General features: G+C 65.1%; 21 protein-coding genes. 11 read left to right on the forward strand and 10 right to left on the reverse strand.

Translation table 11 applies throughout. From position 1 onward, the window contains the following. Positions 1-17 precede the first annotated feature (17 nt). The 3 genes from CK489_RS16240 to CK489_RS16250 form a co-directional block, all read right to left on the reverse strand. A complete protein-coding gene (locus CK489_RS16240) occupies positions 18-1292 on the reverse strand; it encodes a cytochrome P450 (protein WP_095733663.1) in 1275 nt (424 codons plus the stop codon). 190 nt (positions 1293-1482) lie between these two features. Then, the gene (locus CK489_RS16245) at positions 1483-2754 is read right to left on the reverse strand and encodes a cytochrome P450 (protein WP_050631766.1); all 1272 of its coding nucleotides are present in this window, start codon (positions 2752-2754) and stop codon (positions 1483-1485) included. Between the two features lie 241 nt (positions 2755-2995). Beyond that, complete coding sequence (locus CK489_RS16250; protein WP_245350391.1) at positions 2996-3448, reverse strand: hypothetical protein; 453 nt, start codon at positions 3446-3448, stop codon at positions 2996-2998. A 265-nt stretch (positions 3449-3713) separates the two neighbouring features. Between CK489_RS16250 and CK489_RS16255 the strand changes: the two genes are divergently transcribed. The 4 genes from CK489_RS16255 to CK489_RS16270 all read left to right on the forward strand — a co-directional run bounded on the left by CK489_RS16255 (position 3714) and on the right by CK489_RS16270 (position 7005). Further along, positions 3714-4862 (forward strand): DUF898 family protein, encoded by a 1149-nt coding sequence (locus CK489_RS16255; RefSeq protein ID WP_095732968.1) that lies wholly within the window; start codon positions 3714-3716, stop codon positions 4860-4862. Positions 4863-4866: 4 nt separating this feature from the next. Next, positions 4867-5985: a M48 family metallopeptidase gene (locus CK489_RS16260; RefSeq protein WP_095732969.1), complete on the forward strand. Its 1119-nt coding sequence runs from the start codon at positions 4867-4869 to the stop codon at positions 5983-5985. Between the two features lie 31 nt (positions 5986-6016). Further along, positions 6017-6262 carry a hypothetical protein gene (locus CK489_RS16265; RefSeq protein WP_095732970.1) on the forward strand — a complete coding sequence of 82 codons (246 nt, stop codon included), beginning with the start codon at positions 6017-6019 and terminating at the stop codon, positions 6260-6262. Between the two features lie 107 nt (positions 6263-6369). Continuing rightward, entirely contained in the window at positions 6370-7005 is a 636-nt protein-coding gene (locus tag CK489_RS16270; RefSeq protein ID WP_050631769.1) for a class I SAM-dependent methyltransferase, read from the forward strand. A 31-nt stretch (positions 7006-7036) separates the two neighbouring features. Here the strand turns inward: CK489_RS16270 and CK489_RS16275 are convergent, their stop codons facing one another. After that, positions 7037-8185 carry an ABC transporter substrate-binding protein gene (locus CK489_RS16275; RefSeq protein WP_095732971.1) on the reverse strand — a complete coding sequence of 383 codons (1149 nt, stop codon included), beginning with the start codon at positions 8183-8185 and terminating at the stop codon, positions 7037-7039. A gap of 326 nt (positions 8186-8511) precedes the next feature. Between CK489_RS16275 and CK489_RS16280 the strand changes: the two genes are divergently transcribed. Both CK489_RS16280 and CK489_RS16285 read left to right on the forward strand, forming a co-directional pair. Further along, positions 8512-8760: a hypothetical protein gene (locus CK489_RS16280; RefSeq protein WP_245350392.1), complete on the forward strand. Its 249-nt coding sequence runs from the start codon at positions 8512-8514 to the stop codon at positions 8758-8760. Positions 8761-8957: 197 nt separating this feature from the next. After that, the gene (locus CK489_RS16285) at positions 8958-9410 is read left to right on the forward strand and encodes a lipocalin-like domain-containing protein (RefSeq protein WP_157860981.1); all 453 of its coding nucleotides are present in this window, start codon (positions 8958-8960) and stop codon (positions 9408-9410) included. 92 nt (positions 9411-9502) lie between these two features. On the opposite strand, the gene CK489_RS16290 is transcribed toward CK489_RS16285, so the two are convergent. The 4 genes from CK489_RS16290 to CK489_RS16305 form a co-directional block, all read right to left on the reverse strand. Continuing rightward, positions 9503-10498: a LysR family transcriptional regulator gene (locus CK489_RS16290; RefSeq protein WP_095732972.1), complete on the reverse strand. Its 996-nt coding sequence runs from the start codon at positions 10496-10498 to the stop codon at positions 9503-9505. An 88-nt stretch (positions 10499-10586) separates the two neighbouring features. Beyond that, positions 10587-11618, reverse strand: coding sequence for a MerR family transcriptional regulator (locus CK489_RS16295; protein ID WP_095732973.1), 1032 nt, complete (start codon positions 11616-11618; stop codon positions 10587-10589). Positions 11619-12017: 399 nt separating this feature from the next. Continuing rightward, positions 12018-12815, reverse strand: coding sequence for a DUF2927 domain-containing protein (locus tag CK489_RS16300; RefSeq protein ID WP_095732974.1), 798 nt, complete (start codon positions 12813-12815; stop codon positions 12018-12020). A gap of 93 nt (positions 12816-12908) precedes the next feature. Beyond that, positions 12909-13481, reverse strand: a complete 573-nt coding sequence (locus CK489_RS16305) for a L,D-transpeptidase (RefSeq protein WP_021079788.1) — start codon at positions 13479-13481, stop codon at positions 12909-12911. A gap of 225 nt (positions 13482-13706) precedes the next feature. Between CK489_RS16305 and CK489_RS16310 the strand changes: the two genes are divergently transcribed. From CK489_RS16310 to CK489_RS16320, 3 genes are all read left to right on the forward strand, one after another. Continuing rightward, positions 13707-15254: an acetolactate synthase large subunit gene (locus CK489_RS16310; RefSeq protein WP_095732975.1), complete on the forward strand. Its 1548-nt coding sequence runs from the start codon at positions 13707-13709 to the stop codon at positions 15252-15254. 240 nt (positions 15255-15494) lie between these two features. Then, entirely contained in the window at positions 15495-16031 is a 537-nt protein-coding gene (locus CK489_RS16315; protein ID WP_095732976.1) for a hypothetical protein, read from the forward strand. A gap of 8 nt (positions 16032-16039) precedes the next feature. Further along, the gene (locus CK489_RS16320; RefSeq protein ID WP_128089715.1) at positions 16040-16411 is read left to right on the forward strand and encodes a hypothetical protein; all 372 of its coding nucleotides are present in this window, start codon (positions 16040-16042) and stop codon (positions 16409-16411) included. On the opposite strand, the gene CK489_RS16325 is transcribed toward CK489_RS16320, so the two are convergent. Continuing rightward, positions 16412-16642: a hypothetical protein gene (locus CK489_RS16325; RefSeq protein ID WP_050631777.1), complete on the reverse strand. Its 231-nt coding sequence runs from the start codon at positions 16640-16642 to the stop codon at positions 16412-16414. It lies immediately after the preceding gene. Positions 16643-16822: 180 nt separating this feature from the next. Here CK489_RS16325 and CK489_RS41355 point away from each other — a divergent pair, with 180 nt between their 5' ends. Beyond that, on the forward strand, positions 16823-16963 hold the full coding sequence (locus CK489_RS41355) for a hypothetical protein (RefSeq protein ID WP_157860982.1): 141 nt from the start codon (positions 16823-16825) through the stop codon (positions 16961-16963). A gap of 67 nt (positions 16964-17030) precedes the next feature. Here CK489_RS41355 and CK489_RS16330 read toward each other — a convergent pair whose 3' ends face one another. After that, on the reverse strand, positions 17031-17402 hold the full coding sequence (locus tag CK489_RS16330) for a DUF4118 domain-containing protein (protein WP_050631778.1): 372 nt from the start codon (positions 17400-17402) through the stop codon (positions 17031-17033). Between the two features lie 179 nt (positions 17403-17581). Here CK489_RS16330 and CK489_RS16335 point away from each other — a divergent pair, with 179 nt between their 5' ends. Next, on the forward strand, positions 17582-17881 hold the full coding sequence (locus CK489_RS16335; protein WP_095732977.1) for a hypothetical protein: 300 nt from the start codon (positions 17582-17584) through the stop codon (positions 17879-17881). Positions 17882-18050: the final 169 nt, after the last annotated feature.

Genomic DNA, 18050 nt, shown 5'->3' on the forward strand with positions numbered 1-18050 from the left:
TTGCAGCCAAGGATTATTCAGCCCGGGATCCGTACCGGCAGGTTCTCGATGCCGCGCACGAAGCTGGAATAGACCCGCTTCGGCTCACCGACCACCTCGATGCGGTCGAAGCGCTTCAGCATCTCCTGCCAGACGATCTTGAGCTGCAGTTCGGCAAGCCGCATGCCGACGCAGCGGTGGATGCCGAAGCCGAACGACAGATGGATGCGGGGCCGGGCGCGGTCGATGATGAACTCGTCGGGCCGGTCGATCACCTCGTCGTCGCGATTGCCGGAGACGTACCACATCACGACGCGGTCGCCCTTCCGGATCGTCTTGCCGCCGATCTCGGTGTCCTGCAGCGCGGTGCGCCGCATATGCGCCAGCGGCGTCTGCCAGCGGATCACCTCCGGCACCATGGTGTCGATTAGCGCAGGGTTCTCCTTCAGCTTCCGAAACTGGTCGGGATGCTCATGCAGCGCCAGCACCGAGCCGCTCATGGTGTTGCGCGTGGTGTCGTTGCCGCCGACGATCAGCAGGATGATGTTGCCCATCAGATTGTCGGGATCCATGTGCCGCGTGGCGTCGCTGTGCGCCATCATCGACAGCAGGTCGTTCTTCGGGGCCGAGTTGACACGCTCGTTCCAGAGCTTGGAGAAGTAGGTGTAGCACTCGTCCATCTCCTGCCGCCGCTGTTCCGGCGACTCGACGATGCCGCTTTTCGGTAGCGCGGTGGAGACGTCGGACCAGCGCGTCAGCTTGCGCCGCTCCTCCCAGGGGAAGTCGAACAGCGTCGCGAGCATCTGGGTGGTCAATTCGATCGAGACGCGCTCGACGAAATTGAAGGTCTCGTTGCGCGGCAGGTTGTCGAGCACGCTGGCTGAGCGCTGGCGGATCAGCTTAGCCAGCTCGTCGAGATGATCAGGCGTGAACATCGGCGACACGGTCTTGCGCTGATGGGCGTGCTTCGGCTGGTCCATCGCGATGAAGCTCGGATAGTCGTAGCCGGGTGGCACGTCGCGAATCGAGATGCCGCCGAGCGTGGAATCCGAGGAGAAGATGCCGTGGCTGGTGTCGACATGCATGATGTCGTTGTACTTCACCACGGACCAATAGGGCTCGATCGGCGCATTGGTGCAGTAGTGCACCGGCTCTTCCTTGCGCAGCCGCTCGAACCACGGCCACAGCGTGTCGTTCTGGAATAGCCGTGGCGCGCCGGGATGGAAATCCTTCAATGGCGTCGCATAGGCTTCCTCGCGCGCCTGGCGCAGCAGCTCGGCCCGGTCGGCACGGATGGCGGTCTGGACGTTCATCTTCATTGGCTCCGGCGGCGGTTCTCACCTCTCCCGCTTGCGGGGGAGGTCGCTGCGCTCGAAGAGCGCGGCGGGTGGGGGCTCTCTCCACTCAGAGACTGCTTCTGCGGTGGCACCCCCACCCCAACCCTCCCCCGCAAGCGGGAGAGGGAGCACAGTCTCGTCGTGGTCGCACTTCATTTCCATTTCGTCAGGCGGCAATGCGCACGGGCAGCGTCTCGTAGCCCTTGATGAAGCTGGAATACACCCGCTGCGGCTCCTCGACCACCTCGATCGTATCGAAGCGCTTGAGGATCTCCTCCCAGATGATCTTGAGCTGCAGCTCGGCGAGACGCAGGCCGACGCAGCGGTGGATGCCGAAGCCGAACGAGATGTGGGTGCGCGGCCGGGCGCGATCGATCAGGAACTCGTAGGGCTTCTCGATCGCCTCCTCGTCGCGGTTGCCCGAGACGTACCACATCACGACCTTGTCGCCCTTCTTGATCTGGCGGCCACGGAATTCGAAGTCGGCGAGCGCGGTGCGCCGCATATGCGCGAGCGGCGTCTGCCAGCGGATCACCTCCGGCACGAAGCTGTCGATCAGCGCCGGGTTCTCCTTGAGCTTGCGGTACTGCTCCGGATGCTTGGCGAGCGCATAGATGCTGCCGGACAGCGTGTTGCGCGTGGTGTCGTTGCCGCCGACGATCAAGAGGATCAGGTTGCCGAGGAAGTTCTTCGGGTCCATGTTCCGCGTGGCGTCGCTGTGCGCCATCATCGAAAGCAGATCGCTCTTCGGCGGCTGGTTGCTGCGCTCCTTCCAGAGCCGCGCGAAATAACCGGCGCATTCCATCAATTCAGCTTGCCGTTCGTCTTCGGTGGCGACGAGGCCGCCGGCGCCGGGCAGGGTGGTCGCGACGTCGGACCAGCGCGTCAGCTTGCGGCGGTCCTCCCAGGGGAAGTCGAACAGCACCGCGAGCATCTGCGTAGTCAGCTCGATCGAGACCTTGTCGACCCAGTCGAACACCTCGCCGCGCGGCAAATTGTCGAGGCACTCGGTCGAGCGCTTGCGGATGTTGATGGCGAGCTCGTCGAGATGCGTCGGCGTGAACATCGGCGCCACGGTCTTGCGCTGCGCCGAATGGCGCGGCTGGTCCATCGCGATGAAGCTCTCGCGGCGAAGATCCGGCGGCACGTCGCGGATGGTGATGCCGCCGAGCGAGGCGGCCGAGGAGAACACCGAATGGTTGGTCTCGATGTCCATGATGTCGTTGTAGCGGGTGATCGACCAGTACGGCCCGAACATCGAATCCTTGCAATAGTGCACCGGGTCCTCGCGGCGCAGCCGGTCGAAATACGGCCAGAAGGTATCGGTCTTGAACAGCTCGGGATGGCCGGGATCGTAGTCCGACAGCGAAAGCGTGTTGGCGCGTTCGCGGGCGGCATCCAGATGGTCGGTGTCGACGAGATCGATGGTCCCGTGCATGAGCGGCTCCTCAACCGTTGCAGCAGCCGGGGCATCGCCGGCGCGCCATGTTTTACCGAATTACATTCTCATTCCGCGGTTTACGCAAGGGGCCTCAACGCGCATTTGGCCGCATTGGTAGCCGGCCAAAGCGGCCGAATCCGGGCCTTTCGCGGCGGCGGAGGAGTCCGGCGGCGACCACGTTCGTTTGAAACGCCGTTTGATTTGGCCTGATGGTGTCGTGCGATCGGTGGGATGGCGTCTATTGGCTGGCGGGCTTTTCGCCGCCGACCTTTTCTCCGTCGGTCTTTTCGTTGCCGGTCTTTTCGCAGGGATAGGTATCCTGCATCCCCCAAAGCAGCAGGAGCGCGACCGCCATGTCGCCTTTCGCGGATCGCTTGTCGGCTGACTTGAGCATGATCTCTTCGACTTGCTCGCTGCTCAACGCGAGGTCGCCGGGCATGCAGAACAGCATCTGGCCGCCATGCCGTTTCAACCAGGCATTGGAAGCCATCAGGCCGCCCCTGACGCCGTCCAGGTACATGTGATTAAAGATGCGAAAGTTCTCGTTCTTTGGATTGCGATAGGACTCCAGCCGCACGTCGACCGCAGCGGCGGGGGCTGCCGTAAGCGCCAGGAAGCATGCCGACAATACCCACTTGTTCATCGCTCCGGTGTCCTCGTTGTGCAGCGGCGCTGCTGCTGATCCCGCCATCATCTCATCCGTAAGTCATGTCACGCGCTCCCTGGGTTCGAAGCTCGCTCCCGGACGGGGCCGGAAGGCACCCGTTTGGCTCCGGCGGCCACGTCAAGAAATGGTGCCGCTTCCGGCGGCCCCGTTAAGGCATAGCCAACCGCACCCGGCCAAAAACCGCCCCCGGCTCTCGACCGCGTGTGAAACCTGGATCACACTCGCAGCGACAAACCTGTGCTTTTGATGCGCAGAGATTGTCCCGTCCTGGAGCTGTTCCGTGAACGACATGAGCTGGACCCCGCCGGGGCCACCGCCGCCGCTTCCGCAACCGGTTCCGCCGCCGATGCCGGTGGCGTTTTCAGGGAGCCGGAAGGAGTTCTTCCGCCTGGTCGCGCGCGGCGCCGGGCTCGAGCTCGTCACGGTCGGCTTCTACCGGTTCTGGCTCACCACCGACATCCGCCGTCAGCTCTGGTCGAACACCCTGATCGACGGCGATGGGGCGGAATATACCGGCCGCGGCAAGGAGCTCCTGATCGGCTTTCTGGTCGCGCTCGCGATCCTGGTGCCGGTCTATCTCGGCTACGCCCTGCTGGTTATCGAGGCCGAGCACGGCCAGACTTTCTCCTCGTTTCCGCTGGTCGCCTTCTTCTACCTGTTCGGCCAGTTCGCGATCTACCGCGCGCGGCGCTACCGGCTGACCCGCACGGTGTGGCGCGGCGTCCGCTTCTGGATGAGCGGTTCGGGCTGGATCTATGCGCTGAAGGCCTCGCTATGGGGCTTCCTGGTCGTGATCACGCTCGGCTTTGCGCTGCCCTGGCGCGAGGCCGCGCTCGAACGCTACAAGATGCGGCATTCCTATTACGGCGATCTGCAGGGCTCGTTCGAAGGCCGCGGCTGGGATTTCTTCAAGCGCGGCTGGTGGCTCTGGCTCCTGATGCCGTTCGCGATGGTCACGATCTTCGGCCCGTTCGCCTATGCCGCGTTCAAGGCGATCGAGTGGCGCTGGTGGCTGTCGGGCATCCGGTTCGGCGAGGTCAGGCTGGAATCCACCATGCGGCGCAGCGCGCTGATCGGCCTGTACTGGAAGGTGATCGGCTGGGCCATGCTGCTCGGCACCGTGTTCTCGGCCTATCTCGTGCTCTGCATCTTCCTGGCGGCCAGCATCGACGGCTCCTCGATCGAGACCTTCTTCAAGACCGAGGCGTTCGCCAAGAGCATTCCGCTGATGGTGCTGCTCGGCGTCGGCTATCTCGCCCTAGCGCTCGCGATGAACGTCGTGATGCGGGTCTATCTGATGCGCGATCTCTGGGTCCGGGTGCTGTCGACGACCATCGTGCACAACATCGGCGCCGCCGCCAACGTCACCGCGCGCGGCGATCTCGCCAATGCGCTCGGCGAAGGTTTTGCCGACGGCCTCGACGTCGCGGGATTCTAACGTCATGGAATCCGATCTCGACCAGGCCAATTCCGCGGCGTCGCCGGTGCCGGGCGCGGTGTTCTTCGACGGCGCATCGAGCCGCCGGCGCGCCGTCGCGCTCAGGCTGGCCGATGCGCTGGAGATCAGGGAAGACGGCGAGCTGCTCGCGCGCTGGGCATTCGCCGACATTCGCCGTGCCGACAGCCCATCCGGCCTGCTGCGGCTGAGCTGCCTGACCGCGCCGGCGCTGGCGCGGCTCGAGGTTCGCGACGCGCAGCTGATCGGCGAGCTGGCCGCGCGCTGCGACAGGCTCGAGCAGGATCTGCCGAACCGCAGGGGCGTTGCCGGCATCGTCGGCTGGTCGCTCGCGGCCGCGGTGTCGATCGTGCTGGTGGTGCTGTTCGGTGTGCCGCAGGCCGCCGAGCGGTTGACGCCGCTGGTGCCTGATTCCTTCGAGCGGCGCCTCGGTGACGTTGCGGAAGCGCAGATCATGGCGGTGTTCGACGGCAAGCCGTGCAGCGACGCGGCCGGACAAGCGGCCTTCGAGAAGCTGATCGGCAAGCTGCGGGACACCGCAGGTCTCGACACTTCGGTGCAGTCGGGCGTGCTGGCGACCGCGGTGCCGAACGCCTTCGCGCTGCCGGGCGGCAAGGTCTATCTGTTCGACGGACTGCTGGAGAAAGCGGAAAGCCCCGACGAGATCGCCGGCGTCCTGGCGCACGAGCTCGGCCATCTCCGCCACCGCGACAGCATGCGCGAGCTGATCCACAATGGCGGCACCTCGTTCATGATCGGGCTGTTGTTCGGCGACATCACCGGCTCCGGCGCGCTGATCTTCGCCTCGCGCCAGCTGGTGACGTCGTCCTATTCGCGCGACGCCGAGACCAACGCCGATACGTATGCGATCGAGACCATGCACAAGCTCGGCCGCCCGGCGAAGCCGATGGGCGAGCTGATGTTCCGCGTCACCGGCAAGGAAGGCGGCAAGGGACTCTCGCTCGTCTCCAGCCATCCGCTGACCGAGGATCGCCTCGAACGCATGGGCAGGGCGGACGCCGACACTCTGACGATCGGCAAGCCACTGCTGTCGGCCGTCGAATGGCAGGCGCTGAAGGGCATCTGCACGTCGGGCAAGACGTGAGGCGAGGGAATTTCGACGCTGGAGCAATCCCATGCCGCGTGACGACAAATACTGGTTTCCCGCCAAGCGCTACGGCTGGGGCTGGGGACCTCCGAACAACTGGCAGGGCTGGGCGGTTCTCGCCGGCTTTGTCGCGCTGGTCGCCGTCGGCGGCGCGATGAACCTCCCGCAGGCGCCGGCGCGCTTCATCGGCTATGTGGTCGTGCTGGGCGTGCTGCTCACCGCGGTGTGCTGGTGGAAGGGCGAGCCGCCGCGCTGGCGATGGGGCGGCGACTGAAGCGCGGATCGATCCGCCCCGGCGCGACATTTTGCCGGAATTGACCTCGGCGGGTGCAGACTGCTCATGGTCTCCGAGCCCGCACGCGCCCGGAGGATTTTCCCGTCTTGACCATCGAAAGCGACGCCCGTTTCTGGGACCGGGCTGCACGCAAATATGCCGCGCGGCCGATCGCGGCGCCGGCGGAATATCAGCGCACGCTGGACCGCACCCGCGCGCTGTTGAAATCCAGCGATCGCGTGCTGGAGCTCGGTTGCGGCACCGGCACCACGGCGCTCCGGCTCGCGGGCGACGTCGCGAGCTATCTCGCCACCGACATCTCGGCGGAGATGATCGCGATCGCCAATGAGAAGCAGGCGACGACGCCGATCCGGGGTCTGGCGTTCCGGGTCGCGACCGCCGATAGCGCTGCGGTCGATGCCGGACCATTCGACGCCATCCTGGGGTTCAACTACCTCCATCTGGTCCGGGACCTGCATGGCACTCTCGGCCGGATTCACGCGCTGCTGGTGGCGGATGGCGTCTTCATTTCCAAGACGCCCTGCGTTGGCGAGATGAACCGGCTGGTCCGGGTCGTGCTGCCGGCGATGCGCGCGATCGGAATGGCGCCCCATGCCGGCGTGTTCACGTCGGAGAGATTGCAGGAGGTCCTGGCTGCCGGCGGGTTCGAGATTGTTGCTGCAGAGAACCACGCGACGAAGGGCGATGATCACCGCCCCTACATCGTGGCGCGCAAGAGATGATGAGGTCGGCTGTCCAGCCGGCCGCGCGCCGCTACTTCACCAGCCGGAACTTGCCGCCCTCGACCTTGATCAGGAACGCCGAGCGCTCGTCATAGCCGTTGTGGTCAGTCGGGCTCATGGTCGAGAGGCCGTTGTTCAAATAGACGTCCTTGCCGCGCTCGAGTTCGTCGCGCAGCGCGGCGCGGAATTCCGGCGTGCCGGGCTTCGCGGTCTTCAGCGCATTCGCCGCCGCCCGCTTGAACAGCGTCACGGCATCCCACAGATGCGCGCCGAAGATGTTCGGCTTTTGCCCGTTGGCCTTCTCGTAGGCCGACACGAATTCGTCGCGCGCCTGGCGGAATGGATCGCTCGCCGGCAGATCGTCGGCGATGGTGAAGGCCTCGCCGGTGAAGATCGCGCCCTCGACATTGGCGCCGCCGAGCTTGATGAACTCCTCCGAGGCGACCCCGTGAGTCTGGAAGATCTTGCCGGCATAGCCTCGGCTGCGCAGCGCCTCCTGCGGCAGCACTGCCGGCGTACCCGCAGACGCAATGAACACCGCCTCCGGATTGGTAGCGATCACCTTCAGCGCCTGGCCCATCGCGCTGGTGTCCGAACGCGCATAGACCTCATGCGTCGTGACGGTGATCCCGAGCGTCGGCGCCAGCCGCGACACCTCCTTGTAGTAGCCTTCGCCATAGCCATCGGAGACGCCGATATAGCCGAGCGTCTTGATGCCGGATTTCGCGATGTATTTCAGGATCGCCGCCGCCATCAAATCGTCGTTGGGCACCACCTTGAACGCCCAGCGGCGGCGCTCGTCCATCGGCTGCACGATCGCGGTCGCCGCCGCGAGCGAGATGATCGGCGTCTTGGCTTCGAAGGCGACGTCGAGCATCGGCATGGTCACCGGGGTGAGCGAGGAGCCGATCAGGATGTCGACGCCGTCCTGGATCACGAGGCGGCGGGCATTCTGCGTGCCCTTGGTGGGATCTGACTCGTCGTCGAGCGCGATATAGGTGACCTTCTCGCCGCCGATCTCCTTCGGCAGCGCGGCGATGGTCCGCATCTGCGGCTGGCCGAGCGCCGAGCCCGGTCCGGATCCCGACACCACGACGCCGACCTTGATGTCCGCCCGCGCGTGCGGTGCAACCAGCGTCACGCCCGCGAGTACCCAGAGTCCGGCCATGGCCAGCTTCATTGCAAATCCTCCCAGCAAGTTTTTTTAATGTGCGGCCGGTGATAGCGGCCGGTGTCCAGTCTCGCATCATATCGATTCCGCCGCAGCGGTCTGTCCCCTTGATTGGGGACAGCCGGGCGGACAGCACCGGCGCTTCCCCAGCTGCCGTCAACCTCGCGTTTACCACTCCCCTAAAGGCCGCGGGAACCAGTTTCCCTAATCGGGCGGCAAGGTCCGCCTGTTATACAGGGGATCGGAAAAGGGAGTACGAACCATGTTCAACATTGTTCGGATCCTCGTCTTGATCGCATCTGCGTATGCGGGATCCGTGGTAGCGGAAGTGCAGTTTGACGGCGCGCCGCCGCCGCAAGCGGTCGACGTCCATGAGTGAGACTCATCCGATCGCGCCCGAGCATGCGCGTGCCATCTGCGAAGAGATCGGCGAGAGGCTGCGCTACGCGTTGCGTGGCGATTACGCCGATCTGCCGCCGAGGCTGCGGGAGCTCATGGACGAGCTGTCCCTGCAGGATTGCGAGGCGCCGTCGCTGGTGCCCATGATGGCGGACATGACGCAGCCGCTGATCTTTGCTGCCTAGCACTGGATGAATCCGGATCGAATCGCCCGGCCATCCGCGCGCCTCACTTCTCTCCCGATTGGAAGAAGTCGAATTGCGACGTATATCGGGTGAGGGGACGAAATTGGCGGCCGGCTCCAATCCTTGCATGGGAGATGCCAATGACTCTACGCGCGATCGTTGCAGCATGCTCAATGGCAGCTCTTGGAGTTCTCACGATGGCATCCGACGCGCTGGGCCAAAAGCAATCTTTGAAAGAGCAACTGGTGGGGACCTGGACCCTGCTCTCTTGGGAGCAGAAAAAGGCCGATGGCGCCAAGCTCGAGCTTTACGGAAAAGCTCCGAAGGGCATCGCCTTCTTTGATGCGGATGGACGGTACATCATCACGGTGATGAAGTCCGACCGCGCCAGGTACGCGAGCAATGCCCTCAGGCAGGGGACTCCTGAAGAAAACAAGGAAACTGCCGAGGGCACCATAACCTACTTCGGGACATATTCGGCGAACGAGACCGACAGCAGCATCTCGATTCATGTCGAGGGCAGTTCCTTTCCGAACTGGAATGGTTCGGATCAAAAGCGTTTTGTCGAGATTGCAGGAAATCAACTGACGCTGACTGTCCGACCTCCGGGCGGCGACGTCGTTGAAGTGACTTGGACACGGGCAAAGTGATCGAGCGGGGTAGATCCGCTTCCGAGTCCTGACCGACCCGCCGTCGGTGGCTTGGTCCGTATCGAGACCAAGGTCTGAACGTTTGCTGCCGCCTACACGTTCTTCGCGACCTTGCGCGTCCGCGTCGGTCCGGCGCCGGCGATTGCCGGCTTGATATTCCACACCGCGCGTACGCTTGCGAAGGCGTGGGCGATCACCGGCTCGTGGCGGCGGGCGGCGAGGCTGACGAAGGAGAGATCGCAGGTCAGCTTCACCTTGTCGGCGACCACGAACTGATGCGGGCGCGCCATCCGCGGCGCCAGCACGTTGTCGCGCGCGAGGCTGAGACAGAGACCGGATTCGACGAAGTCGATCATCGCCTCTTCCTGGTCGGTGTAGCCGACGCGCTTCGGCAAGGCGCCGAGCGGGCGGAAGATGTCGTCGAGCATCCGGCGGTGGCCGGAATGCGGCGGCGTCGCGAGCCAGGGCAGCTCGGCTAGCTCCGCCCAGCCCTTGCCGATCACGCGGTCCCGCCAGCCGATCGGCGCGATCACGCGGTAGTCGTAGCTGAGCAGCGGCGCCAGCTGGTAGCGGCCATCAGCGATCGTCCGCTCGGCGAAGCTGTGATGGACCAGCTGGTCCTGCGGCGTCGCGTCGACATAATAGCCGACGTCGAGTTCGCCCCGGCCGATCTGCGCCAGCACGTCGTCGCTGACGCCGTGGCGCAGGAAGACCTCGGTGCGCTGCGAGGACATCGCAAGGCTGCGCACGAACGGTCCGAGCCGGGTGAATTCGGGGTCGAGGATGGTGCCGACGCGCAGCGTGCCGCGCTGCGCCTCGTTGAGCGAATCCGCCATCGCCTTGAAGTCGGATGCCGCCGCCACCGCCCGGTGCGCCAGCGGCAGCAGCGCGGCGCCGGCCTCGGTCAGCGTGAAGCCGCTGGGTGTGCGGTTGAACAGTTGCAGTCCGGTGCTTTCCTCCAGCGCCTTGAGTTGCAGGCTGACCGCCGGCTGGGTCAGTTTCAGCATCGCTGCAGCGCGCGATACAGTGCCCTCACGGGCAACCGTGATAAAGCAACGCAAGGCCTGGGTACGGGGAAGCTCGATCATCGCGTGTGCTTATAGCACACTTTTCCGAAGTGCATCCGACCTTGCGTCGTGCATTGTCCTGTAATGATAATACAACCAATACGAGAAGTCAGGATGGCAGCCAGGCCACCATGCCTTCGGTGCGCGCGCGCACCTCCGGAGAGGCGAGGCAGGTCGCAACCGCTTCATAGCCCACCGCGCCGGGAATAGGCCTGACGCAGATCGGCAGGCTGTGATTGGCGGGACACAGGATGATCGCCTCATCGTCGCCGACGGCGTCGAGGTCGAGGATCGCGTTGGAGCGGGTGAGGAAGAACAGCGGCCGCGCCTCCGGTCCACGACGGCGCAAATGCGCGATTACGGCCTCCTGGCTGACCGCATCGAGCCCTTGTTCGAGCATGTCGATCACTGGGATCGCGCCGTCGTCGGCCTCGAGAACTGCGAGCAGGGTGATCAGCGCGGGAGAGTTCACGGCGCCATCGGCCAGCAGCACGGCAAGGCTCGCCTCGACCCTCGCCTTGTGGGCCGGGTCGGCATCGAGGCGCGCACGAACGGCCGCGCCGCCGTCGGCCGCACGGTCCAGTCCCACGAAGGTCGCGTCGGGCAGCGCTTCGGCGAGCCGCTGCGCGAGGCGCGTCTTGCCGCTGCCGAGCGGGCCGACGATGTAGTTCAGCAATTTGATATCGCGCAGCTCGAAGCGCTCGCCGCCCCACGGCCATGGCAGATCGAATGCGACGCCGATCGTCGGCCTCGTCCTGACCGCGCCGATCAGCTCGTGCGTCGCGGGCATTTTGCCGCAGCCGAGATCGGTGCGCAGCCGGCGCACCCTGGCGATGCTGTCGCCGCACTGGCGGATGCGTGCTTCGAGCGTGGCCTCGTGCGCAGCCAGCACGCGGCCGAGGATGGCGGCGTCGCCGCCGAGGATCCGCGCCACTTCACCGACACCGAGGCCGAGCGCGCGCAGCGCGACGATCTCGGCGCAGCGCGCCATCTCGGCCGGACCATAGGCGCGCCATCCGGCCGGCGTGCGGCCGGGTGTGATCAGGCCGCGCTCCTCGTAGAGGCGCAGCGCTTTCGCCGAGATGCCGAGCTGCCTTGCAGCTTCGGACGGGCTGAGGAAACGGGCAGCAGGAGCATTCATCGAATCACCTCGTGTCGTCTGACCGCGCCTCTATGGAGGCGGCCGCAGGGGCCAGGTCAAGCGGGGGGAGGTGGATTCCCCATGGCGCGGCCCCCGCCGTCATCGCCCGGCTCGACCGGGCGATCAAGTACCCCGCGGCCCATCGGTTCAATAACGGCTGCCGCTGGAATACTGGATCACCCGCTTTCGCGGGTGATGACACCGCGTGTTTGACGTCTTGAATCGAGAACCATCCGCATCGTCGTCCCTGCGAAAGCAGGGACCCATAACCACTGATGGTCATTGTTGCGCGACACTGGAACGACGAGTCGCTTCAATTCCAGCCGCCGCGGAGTATGGGTCCCTGCTTTCGCAGGGACGACGGTGTGTGCCGCGAGCGTGTGCGCCGGCCCGCCACCCTCACTCCAGATGGTTCACCTTCGCCACCCAGGCACGGACGTCGGTGAGCACCGCGGGCAGCGCGGCCTTCACCTCCTGCACGTTCATGCCGGGCTTGATGCGGGGGTCGTAGAGCAGATTGAGCAGATATTGGTCGTAGACGTCGAAGAAGCCCATCGAGACGCTGTCGTTGAACATGGTCCACGGCACCGTCGCAGTGTCGTTGATCGGGCCGAGCGATTGCAGCAATTCCTCATAGGCGCAGTCGAGGAAGACGAAATCGCCATTGTCGACGGTGAGGATGACGTCGGAATGCTCGATCTCGTAGCTCTCGTTCTTGCGGAAGCCGGACAGGCATTGCGGGTCGAGCGAGGAGCGGATTTCCTTGGCACGCTCCTGGCCGTAATAGGTTGCGATCGTGCGGTAGAGCTCGCGGTCGCGCACCAGCTTGACCACGACATTGGCCGCGTCGTGGTTGTCGGCCATCGCGATGTCGAGATGCTGCACCTTGCTGCGGATGTCGGCGACCACCTTGGCGAGCTGGGCCTTGCGGTCGGCGCGGTTGCCGTCGGCAAACACGCGCACTGGGCTATCGTATTTGCGGATGCGGTCGACCCGTCCGGCGAGATGATATTCGGCGCCGAACGCGGTCTTCAGGAAACCCTCGACGATCTCGGCGTCGGTGAAGATCTTCTTCTCGGTGCGCTGGCGCGCGACGATGGCCGGCACCTCGGCGGCGGCAGGCATGGCGGCATCAGCGAGGCAAGCGGCAAGCGTTGCGACGAGCAGGAGCAGGATCGAAGGGCGGTGCTGGGACATCATGACAACGCTGCCGCAAGGTGTGCGGCAGCGCAAGGCGGGATCGGCGAACTTGCCGGACGGCGGCGCCTGGTTCCGTTGAAATCGTTGCGATCAGTTCTTCACCACCACGGTGGCGCCGACCGAGACGCGATCATAGAGGTCCTTGACGTCCTCATTGGTCATGCGGAAGCAGCCCGACGAGACCGCCTGCCCGATCGTCTCCGGCTCGTTGGAGCCGTGAATGCGGTACAGCGTCGAGCCGAGATACATCGCACGTGCACCGAGCGGGTTCTCGATGCCGCCGGCCATGTGGCGCGGCAGATCGGGGCGGCGGCGCAGCATGTCCGAGGGCGGCGTCCAGGACGGCCATTCCTTCTTCGCACTGATGCGATGGACCCCGCTCCAGCGGAAGCCGTCGCGGCCGACGCCGATGCCGTAGCGCAGCGCCTGGCCGTTGCCTTGCACCAGATAGAGCCGGCGCTCGGCCGTGTTCACCACGATGGTGCCGGGGGCATAGTTGGTCGGGTAGTCGACGGTGGTGCGCGGGATCGGGCTTGCGCCGCCACCGCCAAAGAAACTCGGAGCTTCGGATTGGTAGCCCCGGGAGTCGAAGAACTGGGCCTGGGCCTGGCCGGCACCTGCCAGGATCGTGAGCGCGGCAAACATCAAGGCAAACGGGCGCATGGTCGTCGTCCTCGCGAACAATCAAATATGCGCCCAGAGAGTCCACAATTGCCGGCGTTTCGCAAGCGACGAAGCGGTGACTTTAGGCACTTTCCGGCAACACGGTTTAAAAAGGCAACAGACCGCAGGCGATAGCTGCATTGTCCAGCCAAGCCTTTGACGAAGCGGATGAAGAATGGTTGATCTGGAGCGATCTCAAGAACATCTCGAAACGGGAGCGAGAGCATGAACGGTGCGGAAAGCCTGGTACGGACATTGGTCGCGGGCGGCGTGGATGTCTGTTTTACCAATCCGGGCACCTCGGAGATGCATTTCGTCGCGGCGCTGGACAAGGTCCCGGGCATGCGCTGTGTGCTCGGCCTGTTCGAAGGCGTGGTGACGGGTGCTGCCGACGGCTATTTCCGCATGAAGGGAACACCGGCCTCGACCCTGCTGCATCTCGGGCCCGGCCTCGCCAACGGCCTTGCCAATCTGCACAACGCCAAGAAGGCGCATTCCGGCATCGTCAACATCGTCGGCCAGCACGCCACCTACCACATCGGCTACAACGCGCCGCTGACATCAGACATCGAGGGCCTGGCGCGGCCGATGTCGTCCTGGGTGCGGACCTCGCCGGATGCCAAGTCGGTCGCGGCCGATGGCGCGGCGGCGATCGCCGCGGCGAAGAGCGCGCCGCCCCAGATCGCAACCCTGATCCTGCCGGCCGACACTGCCTGGAACGAGGCCGACGGCATCGCCGAGGTGCCTGTCGACACCCAGCGCCCGAGCTACTCGCCGCAGGCCGTCGACACCGCGGCGAAGATCCTGCACGGCGATGCCGCGCACACGCTGCTGCTGGTCACCGGCAGCGCACTAAGCGAGCACGGGCTGGCGCTCGCCGAACGCATCGCCGGCAAGACCGGCTGCACCGTGATGGGCCAGACCTATCATCCGCGGATGGCGCGCGGCCGCGGCCGCTTCTCGGTCAACCGCATCCCCTATGTGATCGAGCAGGCGCTGCCGATCCTGAAGAATTTCCGTCACATCGTGCTGGTCGAGGCCAACGATCCCGTCGCGTTCTTCGCCTATCCGAACAAGCCGAGCATGCTGAAGGCGGAAGGCTGCGAGGTGCATCGCATGACCGCCTGGGGCGAGAATTCGGTCGCGGCCCTCGAGGCGCTGGCCAATGCGCTGCATGCGACGGCGCAGGACGTCAAGTCGCAGCAGCATCCGGAACTGGTCAAGCCAACCGGCGCGCTCAACCACGCAACGATCGCGCAGGCGATCGCCTGTGCGATCCCCGACAATGCCATCATGGTCGATGAATCCGTCACCACCGGCCGCGGTTTCTTTCCGCCGACGGCGGGGGCTGCACCACATGACTGGTTGCAGAACATGGGCGGCTCGATCGGCTTCTCGACGCCGGTGGCGACCGGCGCCGCGGTCGCCTGCCCGGACCGCAAGGTGATCTGCATGGTCGGTGACGGCAGCGCGATGTACACGATCCAGTCGCTATGGACTCAGGCGCGCGAAGGGCTCAACGTCGTGACCATCGTGTTCGCCAACCGCATCTACCAGATCCTGCGCGGCGAGTTCGACGGCGTCGGCGCCGGCGAGCCGGGCAAGCGGGCGCAGGACATGCTGAAGATCGACCGGCCGACGCTCGATTTCGTCGCGCTCGCGAAGGGCATGGGCGTGCCGGCGGTCGCGGTCACATCAGCGGATGAGTTCAACAAGGCGCTGGCGAATGCCGTAGCCGAGCCGGGCCCGCGGCTGATCGAAGTGCAGATGTAGCGGCGTGATCCGGACCGGGACGGCCGCGCTAGCGCAAAGTGGGAACCAGTTTTCCCCGCGACAAGCGCGCAGCGTTTGCGCGTAGGTCATGCTTAACTAGAGTGCGATTTGAAAGGGCCGCGGCGGCGGCCCCGAGCATGATCCGGAAAAGTGCGACGCGGTTTTCCGAAGAGATCATGCTCAAACAAGAAGCCAACGCGCGATGATGCTCATCGCGCTTTTGTCCAGTCGGAGGCGCCAATGCAGACCGAGCTGAACAAGGTGATCGCCGCCGTGCAGGAGTTTTATGCGCAGGAGACGTTCCTGCTGGAGCGCGATCTCGGCGAGCGAACGCTTACTCACCGGCTTGCGGTCTATGTCGAGCGGCAGTTCTCCGGCTGGCAGGTCGACTGCAACTACGACCGGCTCGGCGAGCGCACGCTGCGGCTGCCGCGCGGCTCGGGCAGCTCGACCGATGACCATCTCGGCAAGTCGATCTATCCCGATATCGTCGTGCATCAGCGCGACATCCCGAACAATCTCTTGGCCATCGAGCTGCGCAAGGACAGCAATCACCAGCCGCTCGAGCACGATCAGCGCAAGCTCGCCGCGCTGACCGACCCGAACGTGTGGTTTGCCTATGCGATGGGCGTGCTGGTGATCGTCGGACAGAGCGGCGTGAGCTTTTCCGAGGTCTATACCGGGGGCGCGATCGACAGCGCCACCTCGCGCTGGTTCGCCGAGCGCGTGCAAGAGCACGGGCTCGCGGCAGGGCACGACAGCGGCGCTCAGCATTAAGCCTATCGATGATTCTTTCCACGCATCGCCGTGATAGCCCGTTTGGATCATGCGTCGCCGCTGCACGCACGGCAGAACAAAAGGTGCGGGAGGTGGAGCAATTCCTGGAGCTGGTGGTCAATTTTCAGAACGATCCGATGGCGGTGCGGATTATCGGCTCTGCGCCTCTTTCGCTCCCTCTCCCGCACCTCAATTCGCTGGTCCGGCCATCACCGGTCCAGCCGTTGCTGACACTGGATTCGAGGCCTCGCACGATCGGCGCAGTTGATCACGACGTGACAGGCCGAGGCAGCATCCGCACCGAGACAACAAAAAGGCCGCCTTCGGGCGGCCTTTTCCGTTTCGTCTCTTCCGCGATCGCGGAGCGCGATTGTTTCTGATTATTGCTTGGTCGCATCGTCGCCGGTGGTGGCGGCGCCGCCGGACTTGGCTTTCGATTTCTTTGCAGCCTTCTTCGTTTTCTTCTTCGGCGCCATCTTGGTCGCCTCGCCCTTGGCCGCCGCGTCACCGCTTTGGGCGGCGGGGGCGGTGGTGCCGCCTGCCTTGTCCTGCGCAAGCGCGGCGGACGAGACGAAGGCGAGGGCGGTTGCGGCGAGGATCAGTGTTCGCATCGGATGGTTCTCCCAAGTTGGTTTCCGGCGCCCCTCAACGGGACAGAATGTCGCAGGTTCCGCGAGGCCGATCAGCAGTCCGTGAGCTCGGCGTGAACAGCGCGGCCGTTGCGGCTCGGGCGGAACCTGGAACCGGGTACCGCGTTATGTCGCTGGGCAGGAGTTCCGAGGAGAGACGCCATGCGTTGGCGGTCAATGACGGAAACCACCAATACGGTGCTCGACACCACCCCGGAGAACACATTCTACGCGGTGGGCTGGACGGTGAGCGGCGTGGCGACGCTCGCCACCATCGTCGCGGTCTGGATGTTCGGGATCTGAGGGCGAACGATCGCTGCGGACGACCGGCTTGCCGCCGCGGGCGGGGAGCTGCGGCCTGTGCGGGCGCTTACTTTCGCAGAATGGCCAGCGCTTCCCGGTAGAGCTGCGAGAAGCACACGAGGAGCGCGCTCGACAGCAGGAACATCGCCATGCTGTCATAGTCGGCGGCGGTCGGCCAGCCGAACTCGAAATAGGGCGGCATGAACACCCACCAGACGATCGGAACCGTGATGATCGTGGCGAAGGCGCCGGCCGGCGCGCCGCCCATCAGGCCGGCGATCAGGATCGCCGGCACGAAGCCCGCAAAATAGAATTGCATGCCGAAGCTTGCGAACATCTCCTGGGTCGCGGTGGCGAGCACCACGGCCAGCAGGGCGACGACGAATGTCGACAAGGACCAAGGCCGCAGCTTCAGAATGTAGTCGTTGCCCTTGCGCATCGAGACGTCCCGGCCTCCGCGAGTTCCGGGAAGGTAGCCGAGGAGGCCTGCAAACAAAACCCCGTAGGACTCCGTGGGGGGAGGGTCTGCTCGATACAGTGAAAAGGAACCAGCCCGGTCAAGCCCCTGCCGCATTGTCGCGCTTATTGCATCGCGGCAGGTGATGGTGGGACAGCACAATGCTGGAATTTCTGATTGTCGTTGTCGTCACCACGATCGGGTTCGTAGCCGGATACGGCGTCCGCGAGCTGATCTCGCGCCGCCGGCGCCGGTCGCCTCCGCGGCGGCATGCGCCGAAGCTTCGGGCCGCAAATGACGACATGTCCGCCCGCGGCTGGTATCGGCCGACCGGCGCGCAACCCGCCGATCAAGCCACCCCGCCATCCGACGAGCTCGACGGCGCCGTGCGCGGTCTGCTCGGCGAACTCAGCCGACGCACCGCCAAGCCGTCACCCGCCCCGCACCGCCGCCGGCAGTGAGCCGGAATGCCGGCCGCGGCGCAGGCGCGCCGGCTGCTTTGCATGGGGTTGTTTTCGACATTTTTGATCAGGCGGTCCCGAAGGGCGCCAGAATGTCGATAATCGTCCGCAACTGGGGATTCAGGAAGGGGAATGGTGGACGCACAAGGGATCGAACCTTGGACCTCTC

The sequence above is a fragment of the Bradyrhizobium sp. UFLA03-84 genome (genome assembly GCF_002289535.1).
GTDB classification, from domain to species: Bacteria; Pseudomonadota; Alphaproteobacteria; order Rhizobiales; family Xanthobacteraceae; genus Bradyrhizobium; species Bradyrhizobium viridifuturi.

Excerpts from the sequence above, each read along its gene's own strand:
- CK489_RS16240 (WP_095733663.1), bottom strand. The coding sequence starts at position 1,292 with ATGAACGTCCAGACCGCCATCCGTGCCGACCGGGCCGAGCTGCTGCGC.
- CK489_RS16245 (WP_050631766.1), bottom strand. The coding sequence starts at position 2,754 with ATGCACGGGACCATCGATCTCGTCGACACCGACCATCTGGATGCCGCC.
- CK489_RS16250 (WP_245350391.1), bottom strand. The coding sequence starts at position 3,448 with ATGGCGGGATCAGCAGCAGCGCCGCTGCACAACGAGGACACCGGAGCG.
- CK489_RS16255 (WP_095732968.1), top strand. The coding sequence starts at position 3,714 with ATGAGCTGGACCCCGCCGGGGCCACCGCCGCCGCTTCCGCAACCGGTT.
- CK489_RS16260 (WP_095732969.1), top strand. The coding sequence starts at position 4,867 with ATGGAATCCGATCTCGACCAGGCCAATTCCGCGGCGTCGCCGGTGCCG.
- CK489_RS16265 (WP_095732970.1), top strand. The coding sequence starts at position 6,017 with ATGCCGCGTGACGACAAATACTGGTTTCCCGCCAAGCGCTACGGCTGG.
- CK489_RS16275 (WP_095732971.1), bottom strand. The coding sequence starts at position 8,185 with ATGAAGCTGGCCATGGCCGGACTCTGGGTACTCGCGGGCGTGACGCTG.
- CK489_RS16285 (WP_157860981.1), top strand. The coding sequence starts at position 8,958 with ATGGCATCCGACGCGCTGGGCCAAAAGCAATCTTTGAAAGAGCAACTG.
- CK489_RS16290 (WP_095732972.1), bottom strand. The coding sequence starts at position 10,498 with ATGATCGAGCTTCCCCGTACCCAGGCCTTGCGTTGCTTTATCACGGTT.
- CK489_RS16295 (WP_095732973.1), bottom strand. The coding sequence starts at position 11,618 with ATGAATGCTCCTGCTGCCCGTTTCCTCAGCCCGTCCGAAGCTGCAAGG.
- CK489_RS16300 (WP_095732974.1), bottom strand. The coding sequence starts at position 12,815 with ATGTCCCAGCACCGCCCTTCGATCCTGCTCCTGCTCGTCGCAACGCTT.
- CK489_RS16305 (WP_021079788.1), bottom strand. The coding sequence starts at position 13,481 with ATGCGCCCGTTTGCCTTGATGTTTGCCGCGCTCACGATCCTGGCAGGT.
- CK489_RS16310 (WP_095732975.1), top strand. The coding sequence starts at position 13,707 with ATGAACGGTGCGGAAAGCCTGGTACGGACATTGGTCGCGGGCGGCGTG.
- CK489_RS16315 (WP_095732976.1), top strand. The coding sequence starts at position 15,495 with ATGCAGACCGAGCTGAACAAGGTGATCGCCGCCGTGCAGGAGTTTTAT.
- CK489_RS16320 (WP_128089715.1), top strand. The coding sequence starts at position 16,040 with ATGATTCTTTCCACGCATCGCCGTGATAGCCCGTTTGGATCATGCGTC.
- CK489_RS16325 (WP_050631777.1), bottom strand. The coding sequence starts at position 16,642 with ATGCGAACACTGATCCTCGCCGCAACCGCCCTCGCCTTCGTCTCGTCC.
- CK489_RS41355 (WP_157860982.1), top strand. The coding sequence starts at position 16,823 with ATGCGTTGGCGGTCAATGACGGAAACCACCAATACGGTGCTCGACACC.
- CK489_RS16330 (WP_050631778.1), bottom strand. The coding sequence starts at position 17,402 with ATGCGCAAGGGCAACGACTACATTCTGAAGCTGCGGCCTTGGTCCTTG.
- CK489_RS16335 (WP_095732977.1), top strand. The coding sequence starts at position 17,582 with ATGCTGGAATTTCTGATTGTCGTTGTCGTCACCACGATCGGGTTCGTA.